Consider the following 14,559-nt stretch of genomic DNA (forward strand, 5'->3'; position numbering starts at 1 on the left):
TTGAATCAAAGCGTGTGAATGCCGATACGTAAGGCGCAAATTGTGGGCCTTGATACTGGGGCTGATTATTGCCCTGGTGGTGGTATTGGGCGGCTTGCTGGTCTATTTACAAAACCTCAACGCCAGCGTCAGCCAAGAGCTGGAGCTAAACCAGAAACGCGCCACCTTGTCCACACAGTGGCATGGCATGGTGTCCTTGGATGCCACCCGCTTGGTGGTGCAAATGGGCACCTCCGACGAGGCCATGTCCCAGCTGATGGACCAAGAAATGGGCACCGCTGCCATCACTGAAGTGCAAAAGCAGGTTGTGGCCTTGGTCAATACGCCCGAAGGCAAGGCATTGCTTGAAAAAATTGCTATAGCACGGCAACAGGCCCTGGGCACCGTGGCCAAAGCGGCCGCTTTTCGTCAGCAACAAGATATTGAAAACGCCAGTGCAATAGTTAAAACCACCCTGCGCCCGCAAATTGATGCCTATGTGCAAGAGATTCAAAACTTCGCTGCACTGCAAGAAAAACACCGCGATCAGTTAAAGCAAGAGTCAGCGGCCATTACCCAACAAGCCCTGCTAGTCGGTTCGGCAGTGGTTGCGCTGCTGATTGTGCTGGTTTTGTTTTTGTCGGCCTGGCTGGTGCGCTCGATTACCCAGCCCCTGGAGCGGGCCGTGGACTTGGCCGATGCCATTGCCGCCGGGGATTTGACAGTAACCGTTCAAGACGACCGCCGCGATGAACTCGGCCACTTGCTGCGCAGCCTGAACGCCATGGGCGCAAAGCTGCGCGAAGTGGTGGGCGAGGTGCGCTCGGGGGTGGAGTCAGTCTCTTCGGCGGCCCACCAAATTGCCACGGGCAACCACGATTTATCGGCCCGCACCGAACAAACCGGCATTGGCCAGGTCAATCAAGCGGTGGCCAACCTGGACCAAATGACCCAGCAAAACGCCGCCCTGGTCGAAGAGGCCACGGCCGCCGCTGGCGCTATGAGCGAACAAGCACGGCGCTTGGCGCAAGTGGTTGCTGCCTTTAATGTGGGCACCGGGGCCAGCACCCAGGCGGTGCGCCCTGCCCCCGCCGCTGCGCACCGCCCAATGGCGACACCCACTGGCACCAAGGCCAGTGCGGCCCCCAGCAAAAAATTGGCCACCCACCAGCCGGTGGCACCAAAATCGGCAGCCCCAAAACCGGCCGCCCCCAAGCCCGTGGCCCCCGCCATGAAGCCAGCCGCAACGCCAACACTGCCTGCGGCCAAACCTACGGCAACCAAACCACCAGCGGCCTCCAGTACCAACGAGGACGATTGGGAAACGTTTTAACGGGTAAGCCTGAACGCAGGGCGGCACGGTGCATTGCACAATGCCGCCATGGCGCACGCAAACATGCTTTCTCACTGCGCCACCTTCACGGTGGCGTTGCGCCCGGCGCAGGCTTGAGCGCCGCAAACCCTTCTTCATCGGCTTTTTTTCACGCTTGACTGTTGCAGAAAGGGCAAGCGCATGTCCCTCCCCAATCTTTACACCCTGGCGCAGCACTTTGCGCTGTCGCCATCCCAAGCGCAGGCACTGGCCGCTTGTACCCACACCCCGCCGCATGCGGACTGGCCGCACAGGCTTTGGCGCAGCTTGGCGGTGGTAGCGGCCTTGCTGCTGGGCTGTGGCCTTATTTTTTGGATAGCAGCGCAATGGCCGGAACAAACCCGCAGTTTTAAATTGCAGGTATTGCAAGCCAGCGTACTGGCTCCCTTGGTCGTGGCCATGTGGCGGCCAAGCCTGCGCACGGCGGGCTTGTTATTGGCGACCTTGGCCTTGGGGGCTTTGCTGGCTTTTATTGGCCAAACCTACCAAACCGGGGCCGATGCCTGGCAACTGTTTGCCGTCTGGGCCGTGCTGGCCCTGCCCTGGACGGTTGTCGCTGCCAAAGATGGGCTGTGGGCGCTGTGGCTGGTGATTGCCGCAACGGGGCTGGGTTTTTGGTCGAGCGTGCAGCTGAATCTGTTTGGCATTTTTTCCCCCGGCTTGGCTGGGCTGTGGCCGCAATTGCTGCTGTGGCTGCCGCTGTGGCTGCTGCCTGGCGGTTTGCCCCACCTCAAGGTGTGCGCCATTGCACAGCCCCGCATCAGCCGCGCTGTGGGGGCCGGCATGGCGCTGGGGGCCTGGGCCGGTTTTGGGGTCATGTCCGTGCTGCAGCGCGATGCTGATTGGGCCGTGTTCGGGCTGGCCAGCGTGTTGGTGGCGGCGGTGGTGGCCGCAGCCTGGCGCAAACGCAATATTCTGGTGCTGGGCCTGGGGCTGATGGCGGCCAATGCGCTGTGGCTGGTCGCTGTGGGGCATTACCTGTTTAGCACCCTGGACTGGGCCGGGACCGGGGCGTTTTCGTTGATGACCCTGGTCATCGCCGCCAGCGTGGGGGCCAGTGCCCATGGGCTGTACCGCTTGCAAAAAGAGGGGGCCGTATGAAGCCAGATGTACCCGCCTGGTGGCACCAAGCCCAGCGCCAAGGCCTTGTGCCCGCCGATGCTCAGCCGCCCCACGCAGCGCCGTCGCCTTCGTGGGTGGTGCTGGTCTTTGGCTTTTTTGGGGCGCAGTTGGTGCTGTGGCCTTTGCTGGGCCTGTTTGGGGCGCTGTTTTCCAGCCTGCTGCATTCCGTCACCGGATCGTTGCTGGGCAGTGTGCTGTTTGCCGCCGGGGCGATCGGGCTGGCCAAGTCCAGCCGCACCTTGTTTGTGGAACAAATGGCGCTGAACCTGCTGTTTGCCGCGCAAATGCTGTGGCTGTGGGCATTTTTGCAAGAGTCTGCCAACGTCCATTGGGGGTGGGTTGCGGCCAGCTTGCTGGTGTTTCAACTGGCCCTGGCCGCTGGGTTGCCCACCGGCTGGCTGGTGCGGATTGTGGCCTTCCAGGCCAGTTGGACGCTGTTCTTTTTACCCCCGTTGCTGCACACGGTGGAGCCAAGTTTTGCTATCGACAGTGCCATGCACTGGGTGCTGACGTGGCCGCGCCACACCCTGTGGCTGGCCGCGCTGTGGGCGGTATGGGCCCATTGTGAAAGCCGTTTTCTGACCAAGCCCTGGGGCGAAAAACTGGCCCAGGGCATGGAAAGCGCCGCCGTGGGCCTGCTGCTGGCCTTGGTCGCCGCTTTGGCGGGCAAGTATTTCGTGCAAAGCCAGCTTCCGGTACAAGCGGCAGATCTGGGGCTGTCCCCGCAGTCGTGGTGGGCGTTGTCCCCCCCGCAGATCACTGCTGCCATCGCAGTGGTGGTCAGTGCGCTGTGGCTGCAAGCGCGTTGGCAGCGCCACCCCTTGCTCTGGCTGGTGTATGGCGCAGCGCTGGTGGGCTGTGCATGGCTGCCCTCGATCGGCACCATCACCTTGGTGGCCACGTTTGCCGCCGGCACAGGGCGCTGGCGCTTGCTAGGACTGGCCCTGGCAGCGCTGTTGTTGGCTATGGGCAGTTTTTATTACGACTTGCAGTGGCGCTTGGTCGATAAGGCCGCCGTGCTGGCCGGTGTCGGCATAGTGATGGCCCTGGTGCTGTGGGGGTTGCGCAGGCCCACGGCGGCCGCCTCGGCCCCCTCTACCGCACAAGCCACGCCGGTGTGGACCACAGCGGTGCTGGCCCTGGCCGGGGTGCTGGCATTGGCCAGCACGCAGTGGGATGTGCAGCACAAAGAGGCGGTGCTGGCCGATGGCCAAAAAATCTTTATGCGCTTGCAGCCGGTTGATCCGCGCTCGCTCCTGCAGGGCGATTACATGGCGTTGCGCTTTGCCTATCCGGCGCACGTCCACGAGGCGCTGAGCGCGCAGCAAACCACCGCGCCCTGGCTGCGCCGCACTTTGGCCGTAGCCCAGCTCAGCCAGGATGGCGTGGCGGAAATCACCCGGCTGGCTGCGCCCGGCGAAACGCCCGGCCCTGGCCAGGTGCTGCTGCCCTTGCAGTTGCTCAAAGGCCAGTGGGTGGTGGTGACCGATGCCTTCTTCTTCCCGGAAGGGCAAGGTGCGCCACTGGCCCAGGCCCAGTTTGGGGAGTTTCGCGCGCTGGACCAGGGGCGGGTGCTGCTGGTCGGCTTGGCCGATGGGCAGTTGCAGCCCATCGCACCCGGGCCGGCGGCTGGCACCCACTTGCTGCCAGAATGATAAAAAATAGCTGTTACCGCTTGTATTTAAATGGTTTAAAGATGATTTCATCGTTAAACGCTGATAAATAAAGCGGCAACAGCTCTTATTTAGCTCTTATTTAACTCTTATTGATTACTGGCCTTGTGCGGCAAATGCTTGCCCATCCAGCCCAGCAGGTCTTGCCACATGGCTTCCACCTCGCGCTGCTGGGGCATGCGCAGCGCGTGGTGCAGCTCAATCGTCACCACGGGCACGCCTTGTTGCAGACCGCCGTAATTGCCCAAGGAGCCGGGAAACACCCCCAGCTGGCTCAGCTGCAACATGCCCAGCTTGGAAGGCGGCGTTTGTGGGCCATCAAAGTCCAACACGCCATAGGGCGCGTGGATGCTGACCACCAAATCCGGGGCAAATTCAGCCATTTGGCGGTACAGAAATTGTGATTCCGGCTCCGACAGCGCCGCCGGCCCCGGCCAGCGCCGTGGATCGCGGCGGGTGCGTTTTTCCCAGTACTGAACCGATTCTTCGGCCCAGTTGGGCGTAGGGAAGTTGCGGTTCAAATCCACCCCCGAGGCATTGGTGCGCGTGGCGGGGCGGGCCAAAAAGCCATCGGGATTGAGCACCGGAATAAACCGCCAATGCACCGCCTGGCGGGCACTGACCTGCTCGGCCAAGGCCACCCAGTGCAGGGCCAAGGCGGCGGCGGTCAATTCATCACCATGGATGGCCCCAACCACCAACACCCGTTGCGCGGCAGCTGCGTGCTCGGCCTGCGCCGGGGCCACATCGCGCCAGGCCAGGGGCAGGCCCTGCACCGACTGCGCCCCACTGGGGGCCAGCTGGGCCGCCAAGCACAACGTGGGGGCCAGCGCCGCCCAGCGCTGCAGCCACGGGGCGCAAATGGCGGCTGAAATGGCCGGGTCATCTGGCAAGGGCAGCACCGCATGGGGCACCGGGGCGGGCGGGGTTGCGGGGGCGGCCACTGCCTGCTCGGATGGGGCGGGCGGGGCGCTGCCGCGCTCCACCCGCAAAGAATGCAAAGGCACGGGCGCGGTGTGCGGCGTAGCCTGCCATAAAGCCAGCCCACCGGCGCACAAACCCAGCCACACGGCCAGCGCCATGGCCATGGCGGTGCGCGAGGTGCGGGGTGTGGCGGCGGCGGTGGCAGGGGGTGCGGCGCTGGCAGCGGTGAAGGGGGAGGAAGATTCAGTGTTCGTCTGCATGAATGGAATGGGCCGGGGCATGGCCCCCACCCGCGTGGTCATGGTCGTGGTCGTGGCCTTGGTGGGCCAGGTCGTGGGCCAAGCTGCTGACCGTGGTGACCAGGGCAATGCCCAGCACCAGCCACAGCACCTGGGTCAGGGTTTGCCGCGCCGTGAGGTGTTTTTGCAATTGCGGAATCAAGTCGGACAGCGCCACATAGATAAAGCTGCTGCACGCCACGGTGAGGAAAAACGGCAGCCAATCGTGCAGTTGGCCCACCAAAAAGTAGCCAGCAATCCCGCCCAGCGCGGTAATCGAGCCAGCCAGAGAGACTTTGAGCATCGCCACCCCCCGCTGGTTGCCCCGGCGCATGACGATCAAATCGCCCATGTGGTGTGGCACCTCGTGCGCCAACACCGAAACGGCGGCAATCAGCCCCAGGCGCATATCGGCCAAAAAAGCCGAGGCAATCAACACCCCATCGCCAAAGCAATGCACGCTGTCGCCGGTGAGCAGCGACCAGCCGGAGGTGGGGTGGTGGTGCGCGTGGTCGTGCGCATGCGCGGGGTGGTCGTGCCCATGGTGCAGGTTTTGCACCTGCGGGGCATGGCTGTGCTCATGGCCGTGGTGCCACAGCTCGGCCTTGGTCAGCAAAAAGAAAAACACGATGCCAATCAACAACGTGGTGAATAAATGCTGGGGATTGGCCCCGCTGGCAAACGCCTCGGGCAATAAATGCATAAACGCCGTGGCCAGCAGCGCCCCGGCCGCCAGGCTGAGCAGCCCTTGCTGCGCCCGCCCTGCACTGGCGCGACCAAAGCCGATGCGCAACAGCGCGTCGGCCACCCAGACGCTGCCGATTCCTGCGACCAGGGTGGCCAAAATAATTGCTATCAATACCATTGCTAATTTCGCTTATATTTCAATGTTTTCAGGGATAAATTGCGCCAAAAATAGCGCATCCATTGCAGCGCACAGTCGCCACACATCCAGACTACACACGCTGTCAAGCCCCAGAAAACCCGCAATTGTCCCACCAGCGCGGGCCTGCAGACGGCCCGCACGGCCCTGACCTAATGCGCTTTCAATGCGCTTGCTCCCAATTGGCCCCTACGCCCACCTCGGCCAGCAGGGGCACGTTGAGCTGGGCCACGCCCGCCATCAGCGCGGGCACCTCCTGGCGCAGCCAGTCGGCCTTGTCGGCGGGCAGCTCAAACACCAGTTCGTCGTGCACCTGCATGATCAGCAGCACCTCGGGCTGGGCGGCATCCAACCGGTTTTGCACGGCGACCATGGCTTTTTTGATCAAGTCGGCCGCCGTGCCCTGCATGGGGGCGTTGATGGCGGCGCGTTCGGCCGCTTTTTTGCGCGGGCCGTTGCCGCCGTTGATGTCCGGCAAATACAAGCGGCGGCCAAACACGGTTTGCACATAGCCCTGGGCGTGGGCCAGGGCCACGGTGTCGTCCATATAGCGTTTCACACCGGGGTAGCGCTGAAAGTAGCGGTCGATGTAGGCGGCCGCGGCCTGGTTGTCGATGCCTAAGTTTTTCGCCAGCCCGTAGCTGCTCATGCCGTAAATCAGGCCAAAGTTGATCACCTTGGCAAAGCGCCGCTGCTCGCTGCTGACCTGGTCCAGCGCCACGCCAAACACCTCGGCCGCCGTGGCGCGGTGTACGTCCAGGCCCTGGTGGAAGGCGTTGAGCAGGGCCTCGTCGCCGCTCAGGTGGGCCATGATGCGCAGCTCAATCTGGCTGTAGTCGGCGCTGGCAATCACCCGGCCCGGCGGGGCGATGAAGGCCTGGCGAATGCGCCGCCCCTCGGGCGTGCGCACGGGGATGTTTTGCAAATTGGGCTCGTTGCTGGACAGCCGCCCGGTCACCGCCACGGCCTGCGCGTAGTGGGTGTGCACGCGCCCGGTGCGCGGCAGGGCCATGTGGGCCAGCTTGTCGGTGTAGGTGTTTTTCAGCTTGGACAGGCTGCGGTGCTCCAGAATTTTGGCGGGCAGGGGGTGGTCTTCGGCCAGTTTTTCCAGTACCTCTTCATCGGTGCTGCGCCCGCCAGTGGCGGTTGTTTTCACCGACCGCATGCCCAGCTTGTCAAAGAAAATTTCGCCCAGCTGCTTGGGGCTGGACAGGTTGAACGGCTGCCCGGCCAGTTCATACGCCGCTTGCTCCAGCGCGACGATGCGCGTGCCCAGGTCGTTGCTCTGGCGGGCCAGCTCTTGCGCGTCAATGGCCACGCCGTTGCGCTCCATGCGCAGCAGCGCCTCGCTGGTGGCCATCTCCAGGGCATAAATGTGCAGCAGCCCCGGCTGCGCCTGAATTTGCGGCCACAGCACGCGGTGCACGTCCAAGGTCTGGTCGGCATCTTCGCAGGCGTAGGCGCAGGCCTTGTCCAGCGGCACCTGGGCAAAAGGGATTTGGTTTTTGCCTTTGCCGCACAGGTCTTCGTAGCTCAGGCCGGTGCGGCCCGTGTGGCGCAGCGCCAGGCTTTCCAGGCCGTGCGGGCGGTGGACTTCCAGCACATAGCTTTGCAACATGGTGTCGTGCTGGTAGCCGCGCACGGTGATGCCGTGGTTGGCCAGCACGTGCTGGTCGTACTTGACATGCTGGCCCAGCTTGGGCTTGCTGGCATCCTCCAGCCAGGGTTGGAGCTGGGCCAGCACGTCGGCCAGCGGCAATTGCTGCACGGCATCCAGACCTTCGTGGCCCAGCGGAATGTAGGCCGCTTCGCCCGGCTGCACGCTCAGAGAAATGCCGATCAGTTGCGCCTGCAAGGCGTTGAGGCTGTCGGTCTCGGTATCGATGGCGGTCAGCTCTGCGGCATGGATTTTGGCCAGCCATTCGTCCAGCTGCGCCTGGGTTTGAATGCAGTGGTAGGCCACTTCGCGCTGCTGGGCGGCCACGGCCACTTCGGTGCTGGCGGCATCGCCGCTGTCAAAGCTGCTGAACAGGTCGTCGCGGCTGGCGCTGGGAGCTTCTTTTTTAGGAGCTTCAAGCGCTCTTGCCAAGCCTTTAAAGCCATATTTATCGTAAAAATGGCGCAGATTAAGCGTATCCAGCTCTTGTTTTTTTAGATCCGTCAAATCCGGCAGGCTGGGGGCATAGGCGCTCAGGTCGCAATCGGTCTTCATCGTCACCAGTTGGCGGCTCAGGGCCAGCTGGCCGCTGGCAATGGCTTCGCGCAGGTTGCTGCCGGCCACGCCCTTGATGCTGCCCGCCTGGGCAATCAGGCCGTCCAGGCTGCCAAACTCCTGCAACCACTTCACCGCCGTTTTCGGGCCCACTTTGGCCACACCGGGCACGTTGTCCACCGCATCGCCCACCAGGGCTTGGTAATCGGCCATCAGCGCGGGCGGTACGCCAAATTCTTGCTCCACCCCGGCCACGTCGCGGCGCTTGCCGCTCATGGTGTCGATGATGGTGATGTGCGCATTGACCAGCTGGCTCAAGTCCTTGTCGCCGCTGGAGACAATGGTCTGCACCCCTTGCGCCGCCGCGATATGGGCCAAGGTGGCAATCACGTCGTCGGCCTCGACACCGGGCACGCTCAGCACCTTCCAGCCCAGCAGCCGCACCACTTCGTGGATGGGGTCGATCTGGCTGCGCAAGTCGTCGGGCATGGGCGAGCGATTGGCTTTGTAGTCGGGGTACCAGTCATCGCGAAAGGTGGGGCCGCTGGCATCGAACACGCACACGGCATAGGCCGCCTGGGCCGTTTGCGGCTCTTTGGTCAGCGCCTGCAGCATATTCACCATGCCACGGATGGCCCCCGTGGCCGGGCTGCTGGGGTCGCCTGGCACGGCCCGCAAGTCGGGCATGGCGTGGTAGGCACGGTACAGGTAGCTGGAGCCATCGACCAGCAGCAAGGTAGGGGGATGTGTCATAAGGCGCGTCATAGCCCGCAATTGTGCCCGCGCCCACCCAGCCGCATCGAAACAAGGCATCTACAATGCGCGGATGCGTGCCGCCACCTCCTCCTCATTTTTTCTTGCCAGCCTGCTCCTGAGTGGCCTGGCCTGTGCCCAAACACCTGCTGCCCAGACGGACAGCGCCGAGCCACCGGCGGCACAAGCTGCCCCCAGCGGTAACGACCGCCACAACCAGCGCATTGAGCGCATTCACCACGAGGACAAAGGCAACCACATCAACGAGCTGCGCGTGGGTGGTGAAACCAAAAATATCACCGTACAGCCCAAAACCGGTAACTTTCCAGCGTATGAAGTGGCCCCCACCAAGCCCGGCAAGGATGCTGCGCAAGACGGCACCAATGGCCGACGCACCTGGAAAGCGCTGCAGTTTTAAGCCTGCCCCCTGCCCTCCTAACCCCTCTGGCCCCTCAGCCCTGCACGCGCGGGGCTTTTCTTGACCATTGCCCCCTGCGTTGCTCCCCCATGGCTGTTTTTACCCAAGTTAGCGAAGACCAAGCACGCGCTCTGCTAGAGCGCCTCAACCTCGGCCAACTGACCGGCCTGCGTGGCATTCAAGGCGGCATTGAGAACACCAATTATTTTTTAGACACCACCCAAGGCCATTGGGTGCTGACGCTGTTTGAGCGCTTGACCGCCGAGCAGCTGCCGTTCTATTTGGAGCTGATGCGCCATCTGGCCGCCAAGGGCATTCCCGTGCCCGATCCGCAAGCCGATCGCCACACCGGGGCCATCTTGCACAGCGTCTGTGGCAAACCTGCCGCCGTGGTGCAAAAACTGCATGGGGCCAGCCAATTGCTGCCCGATGCCGCGCATTGCGCTGCCGTCGGCGACATGCTGGCGCGCATGCATTTGGCGGGGCAAGATTTTGGCCTGCACCAGCCCAATTTGCGCGGCCTGCCCTGGTGGAATGCCACCGTGCCCCAGGTGCTGCCCTTTATGGCCACCGAGGCCGCGCACCTGCTGCAAGCAGAACTGGCCCACCAAAACACCATCGCGAGCAGCACCGCTTACGCCGCCCTGCCGCGTGGCCCGGTGCATGCCGATCTGTTTCGCGACAACGTCATGTTTGAGGGGACCGCCCTCACCGGTTTTTTTGATTTTTATTTTGCCGGGGTGGATACGTGGTTATTCGACCTGTGCGTGGCACTGAATGATTGGTGCATCCACCACACCGATGGCAGCCACCACGCTGATTTGGCCCAGGCGATGTTGCATGCCTACCAAGCCGTGCGCCCACTGACCGACGCGGAGCAGCAATTGCTGCCCGATTTGCTGCGGGCCGGGGCACTGCGGTTTTGGATTTCCCGCTTGTGGGATTACCACCTGCCACGCGAAGCGGCCCTGCTCACCCCCCACGATCCGCGCCATTTTGAGCGGGTGCTGCGCGCGCGCATCACGCAGCCGCTGCGCTTGAAGTAAAAACACGGCATGCAACTTCAACTCGTTAAACCCCGCATGGGCCTGGAATGGGTCAAATTGGGTGTGCGCACTTTTTGGCGCCATCCCATCGCTTTGGCCGCTTTGTTTTTTCTGTGCATGGCTGGGATGTCGCTCATCAGCGCCCTGCCCATTGTCGGCACCATTGTGGCGCTGACCTTGCTGCCCACCTTCTCCCTCATCATGATGGTGGCCGCTGCCGAAGTGTGGAGCAACCGGGTTCCCACCCCGGTCTTGATCTGGCACATCCTGCGCCAAGGCAAAGAGCGCCTGGCCGCCTTGGCCACGCTGGGCGTTTGCTACGCCGTGGGGTTTGGCCTGGTGATGTTCCTGTCCAGCCTGGTCGATGGCGGCGAGTTCGCCCGGGTGTATTTGGGGCTGGCCCCACTGAGCCAAGAGCTGGCGCAAAGCGCCAGCTTCCAAGCCGCCATGTGGACCGCCTGCTTGCTCTACTTGCCCCTGTCTTTTCTTTTTTGGCACGCCCCGGCGTTGGTGCACTGGCACAACCTGCCGGCGTTCAAAGCCATGTTTTTCAGCATCGTGGCCTGCACCCGCAATATCGGGGCTTTTTTCATGTTTGGCGTGGGGTGGGTGACGCTGTTTTTACTGGTGGCAGCGGTGCTCACCTTGGTCACCGGCCTGCTCTCGTTGGTCGTAGGGCATATCGCCATGGCACTCATGATCGCTGCGGCCATGGCCTTGGCCGCCATGCTGTTCACCTCGATCGTGTTTACATTTCGCGACTGTTTTGCCGCCCCTGAAAAGCCCATAAGCGCTGAAAACACCGCTTAGTGTTGGTTCGCCGTCCCATCCCGGTCGGCCTGCGCCTGAAAATGGCCACACTCAGGCTATGCTATTGCCGATGATAGAAAGCTGTTCTGCGCTTTTCACAGGCTCATCTGCACCGCAATGACAACGACGACAACACCTCCCCCTCTCGCTGGCTTGGCCCGTGCCTTGATTGCTGCGGGCAAGCTCTCGGCTGCCGCTGGCGAAGAACTTTCCCAAAAAGCCTTGGCCAGCAAAACCAGTTTTGCCTCTCAACTGGTTGCATCCGGCGTGCTTTCGGCGGCCGATCTGGCCCACCATGTTTCCGGGATTTTTGGCATCCCCTTGGTGGACGTGCAAGCCCTGGATACCAACCGCATCCCGAAAGACCTGCTCGACAGCAAGCTGTGCGCCAGCTACAAAGTGCTGCCCTTGGCCAAACGCGGCAGCCGCTTGGTAATCGCTACCGCCGACCCCACCAATAAAGAAGCCGCTGAAAAAATAAAATTTACCGCGCAGGTAGGGGTCGATTGGCTGATTGCCGAACATGACAAACTAGTTGCCTTGGTCGATAAGATCACCAAAACGACCAGCGAATCTCTGGAGTCTTTCAATAGCGCGGCAGATTTTGATCTGGATGAGGTCAAAGATGTCGATGAATCAAATAAGAATGAAGCCGATGGCTCCGACGTTGAAGATGCGCCAGTCGTCAAATTTCTGCACAAAATGCTGATTGATGCTTTCAATATGCGGGCTTCAGACTTGCACTTTGAACCCTATGAGCACAATTACCGCGTTCGCTTTCGCATTGATGGCGAGTTGCGCGAAATTGCCTCTCCGCCCATTGCGATTAAAGACAAGCTCGCTTCGCGCATCAAAGTTATCTCACGCCTAGACATATCAGAAAAGCGGGTTCCACAAGACGGGCGCATGAAGCTCAAAATGGGGCCGGAAAAAGTCATTGACTTTCGGGTTTCTACCCTGCCCACTTTATTTGGCGAAAAAATCGTTATTCGTATTTTGGACCCCAGCAGCGCAAAAATGGGGATTGATGCCTTAGGGTATGAGCCAGAAGAAAAAGAGCGCCTTCTGAACGCCATCAGTCGCCCTTACGGCATGATTTTAGTAACCGGCCCCACTGGATCGGGTAAAACCGTGTCGCTCTACAGCTGTTTGAATCTTTTGAATAAGCCTGGGGTGAACATTTCAACGGCAGAAGACCCTTCCGAAATTAACATGCCGGGTGTCAATCAAGTGAACGTGAATGACAAAGCGGGCCTGACATTTGCCGTCGCTCTTAAATCCTTTCTGCGCCAAGACCCAGATGTGATCATGGTGGGTGAGATTCGCGATCTGGAAACTGCCGACATTGCTATCAAAGCTGCACAAACCGGTCACTTGGTGTTATCTACCTTGCACACCAACGATGCACCCACGACCCTCACCCGCATGCGCAATATGGGCATCGCACCCTTTAATATTGCATCCAGTGTGATATTGATTACCGCCCAGCGGCTGGGCCGCAGGCTTTGCAAAAAGTGCAAAGAACCGGTCGATATTCCACATGAAGCCCTTTTGGAAGCGGGCTACCAAGAAGAAGAGCTGGATGGCAGATGGACACCTTATAAACCCGTAGGTTGTGCTGAATGCAACAATGGCTACAAAGGCCGGGTCGGTATTTACCAAGTCATGCCCATCTCCGAGGCGATGCAAGAAATTATTCTCAAAGATGGTTCTGCTTTGGAAATTGCCAATCAAGCACGCAAAGAAGGGGTTAAATCTTTGCGCGAATCAGGGCTACACAAAGTCAAACAAGGCGTAACCTCCTTGGAAGAAGTTATCGCTGTCACCAATCTATAAAACAAACAAAGCTTAACCAGAGGTACGCATGGCTACTGGAACGATAAAAGTTAAAGAATCGGTTTTTGAGTGGGTGGGCAAGGATCGACAAGGCCGCATTGTCCAGGGTGAATTGCGTGCTGCAGGCGAGGCAACGGCACAAAATACTTTGCGCCGCCAAGGTATTTTGGTTACAAAAATAAAAAAACGCAAAATGTCTTCGGGTAAAAAAATCAAACCCAAAGATATTGCACTGTTTACCCGTCAAATGGCCACCATGATGAAGGCCGGGGTCCCCTTACTCCAGTCGTTTGACATTGTTGGCCGAGGCAACCCCAACCCCAGCGTGACCAGGTTACTCAACGAAATTCGGCAAGACGTAGAAACAGGGACTTCCCTCAGTATTGCCTTTCGTCGCCATCCCATGTACTTTGACGATCTGTACTGCAATCTGGTTGAAGCCGGTGAATCTGCAGGTATTTTAGAATCACTGCTTGATCGCTTAGCGACGTACATGGAAAAAACCGAAGCAATTAAAAGCAAAATCAAATCCGCCTTGATGTACCCAATCTCGGTGATTATCGTAGCCTTTGTGGTTGTGACTTTGATTATGCTTTTCGTGATTCCAGCTTTTAAAGAGGTATTTAGCTCTTTTGGCGCTGACCTTCCTGCTCCGACCATGTTCGTGATTGGGATGAGTGAATTTTTTACTACTTACTGGTGGTTGATTTTTGGTATTTTGGGCGGCGGCATTTACTTTTTTCTACAAGCGTGGAAGCGCAGCCCCAAAGTCCAAGTTTTTATGGATCGTGCCTTGCTCAAGCTACCCGTCTTTGGGGCACTGATTGATAAATCGTGTATTGCCCGCTGGACACGCACCCTGTCCACCATGTTTGCGGCCGGCGTTCCTTTGGTCGAAGCCTTGGATTCTGTCGGCGGTGCCTCTGGCAATATTATTTACAAAGAGGCCACTGATAAAATTCAAAAATCCGTCTCTATCGGCACCAGTTTGGCTGTCGCCATGACCGATGCCAACGTATTCCCGAGTATGGTGCTGCAAATGTGCGCCATTGGGGAGGAATCCGGCGCTATTGACCACATGCTAGGCAAAGCTGCTGATTTTTATGAAGCCGAAGTAGATGAAATGGTCGCAGGCTTATCCAGCCTGATGGAGCCGATTATTATCGTTTTCTTGGGAACTATTATTGGCGGCATTGTTGTCTCCATGTACCTGCCCATCTTTAAACTCGGCCAGGTGGTTTAATGGAGTTCTT

General features: G+C 60.1%; 11 protein-coding genes. 8 read left to right on the top strand and 3 right to left on the bottom strand.

What is annotated here, in order from left to right:
• The first annotated feature begins 40 nt into the window (after nt 1–40).
• The 3 genes from ACFO24_RS10775 (at nt 41) to ACFO24_RS10785 (ending at nt 4,128) form a co-directional block, all read left to right on the top strand.
• Entirely contained in the window at nt 41–1,312 is a 1,272-nt protein-coding gene (locus ACFO24_RS10775) for a methyl-accepting chemotaxis protein (RefSeq protein ID WP_377738338.1), read from the top strand.
• A 180-nt stretch (nt 1,313–1,492) separates the two neighbouring features.
• Entirely contained in the window at nt 1,493–2,452 is a 960-nt protein-coding gene (locus tag ACFO24_RS10780) for a DUF2157 domain-containing protein (protein WP_377738340.1), read from the top strand.
• Nucleotides 2,449–4,128, top strand: coding sequence for a GDYXXLXY domain-containing protein (locus ACFO24_RS10785; RefSeq protein WP_377738341.1), 1,680 nt, complete (start codon nt 2,449–2,451; stop codon nt 4,126–4,128). The genes ACFO24_RS10780 and ACFO24_RS10785 overlap by 4 nt, the downstream gene beginning before the upstream one ends.
• A 107-nt stretch (nt 4,129–4,235) precedes the next feature.
• On the opposite strand, the gene ACFO24_RS10790 is transcribed toward ACFO24_RS10785, so the two are convergent.
• From ACFO24_RS10790 to polA, 3 genes are all read right to left on the bottom strand, one after another.
• Entirely contained in the window at nt 4,236–5,372 is a 1,137-nt protein-coding gene (locus ACFO24_RS10790) for a M14 family zinc carboxypeptidase (protein ID WP_377738342.1), read from the bottom strand.
• The gene (locus ACFO24_RS10795; protein ID WP_207575651.1) at nt 5,314–6,213 is read right to left on the bottom strand and encodes a ZIP family metal transporter; all 900 of its coding nucleotides are present in this window, start codon (nt 6,211–6,213) and stop codon (nt 5,314–5,316) included. The genes ACFO24_RS10790 and ACFO24_RS10795 overlap by 59 nt, the downstream gene beginning before the upstream one ends.
• Before the next feature lie 181 nt (nt 6,214–6,394).
• Nucleotides 6,395–9,196 carry a DNA polymerase I gene (gene polA, locus ACFO24_RS10800; protein ID WP_377738343.1) on the bottom strand — a complete coding sequence of 934 codons (2,802 nt, stop codon included), beginning with the start codon at nt 9,194–9,196 and terminating at the stop codon, nt 6,395–6,397.
• A gap of 73 nt (nt 9,197–9,269) precedes the next feature.
• Here polA and ACFO24_RS10805 point away from each other — a divergent pair, with 73 nt between their 5' ends.
• The 5 genes from ACFO24_RS10805 to ACFO24_RS10825 all read left to right on the top strand — a co-directional run bounded on the left by ACFO24_RS10805 (nt 9,270) and on the right by ACFO24_RS10825 (nt 14,549).
• Nucleotides 9,270–9,614 carry a hypothetical protein gene (locus tag ACFO24_RS10805; RefSeq protein ID WP_377738344.1) on the top strand — a complete coding sequence of 115 codons (345 nt, stop codon included), beginning with the start codon at nt 9,270–9,272 and terminating at the stop codon, nt 9,612–9,614.
• A gap of 89 nt (nt 9,615–9,703) precedes the next feature.
• Nucleotides 9,704–10,660: a homoserine kinase gene (locus tag ACFO24_RS10810; protein WP_377738345.1), complete on the top strand. Its 957-nt coding sequence runs from the start codon at nt 9,704–9,706 to the stop codon at nt 10,658–10,660.
• 9 nt (nt 10,661–10,669) lie between these two features.
• The gene (locus ACFO24_RS10815; protein ID WP_377738346.1) at nt 10,670–11,470 is read left to right on the top strand and encodes a BPSS1780 family membrane protein; all 801 of its coding nucleotides are present in this window, start codon (nt 10,670–10,672) and stop codon (nt 11,468–11,470) included.
• 117 nt (nt 11,471–11,587) lie between these two features.
• A complete protein-coding gene (pilB, locus tag ACFO24_RS10820) occupies nt 11,588–13,306 on the top strand; it encodes a type IV-A pilus assembly ATPase PilB (RefSeq protein ID WP_377738347.1) in 1,719 nt (572 codons plus the stop codon).
• A 28-nt stretch (nt 13,307–13,334) separates the two neighbouring features.
• Nucleotides 13,335–14,549 carry a type II secretion system F family protein gene (locus tag ACFO24_RS10825; protein WP_207575646.1) on the top strand — a complete coding sequence of 405 codons (1,215 nt, stop codon included), beginning with the start codon at nt 13,335–13,337 and terminating at the stop codon, nt 14,547–14,549.
• The last annotated feature ends 10 nt before the right edge of the window (nt 14,550–14,559 follow it).

The organism is Comamonas denitrificans (genome assembly GCF_042654745.1).
GTDB lineage: Bacteria > Pseudomonadota > Gammaproteobacteria > Burkholderiales > Burkholderiaceae_C > Comamonas > Comamonas denitrificans.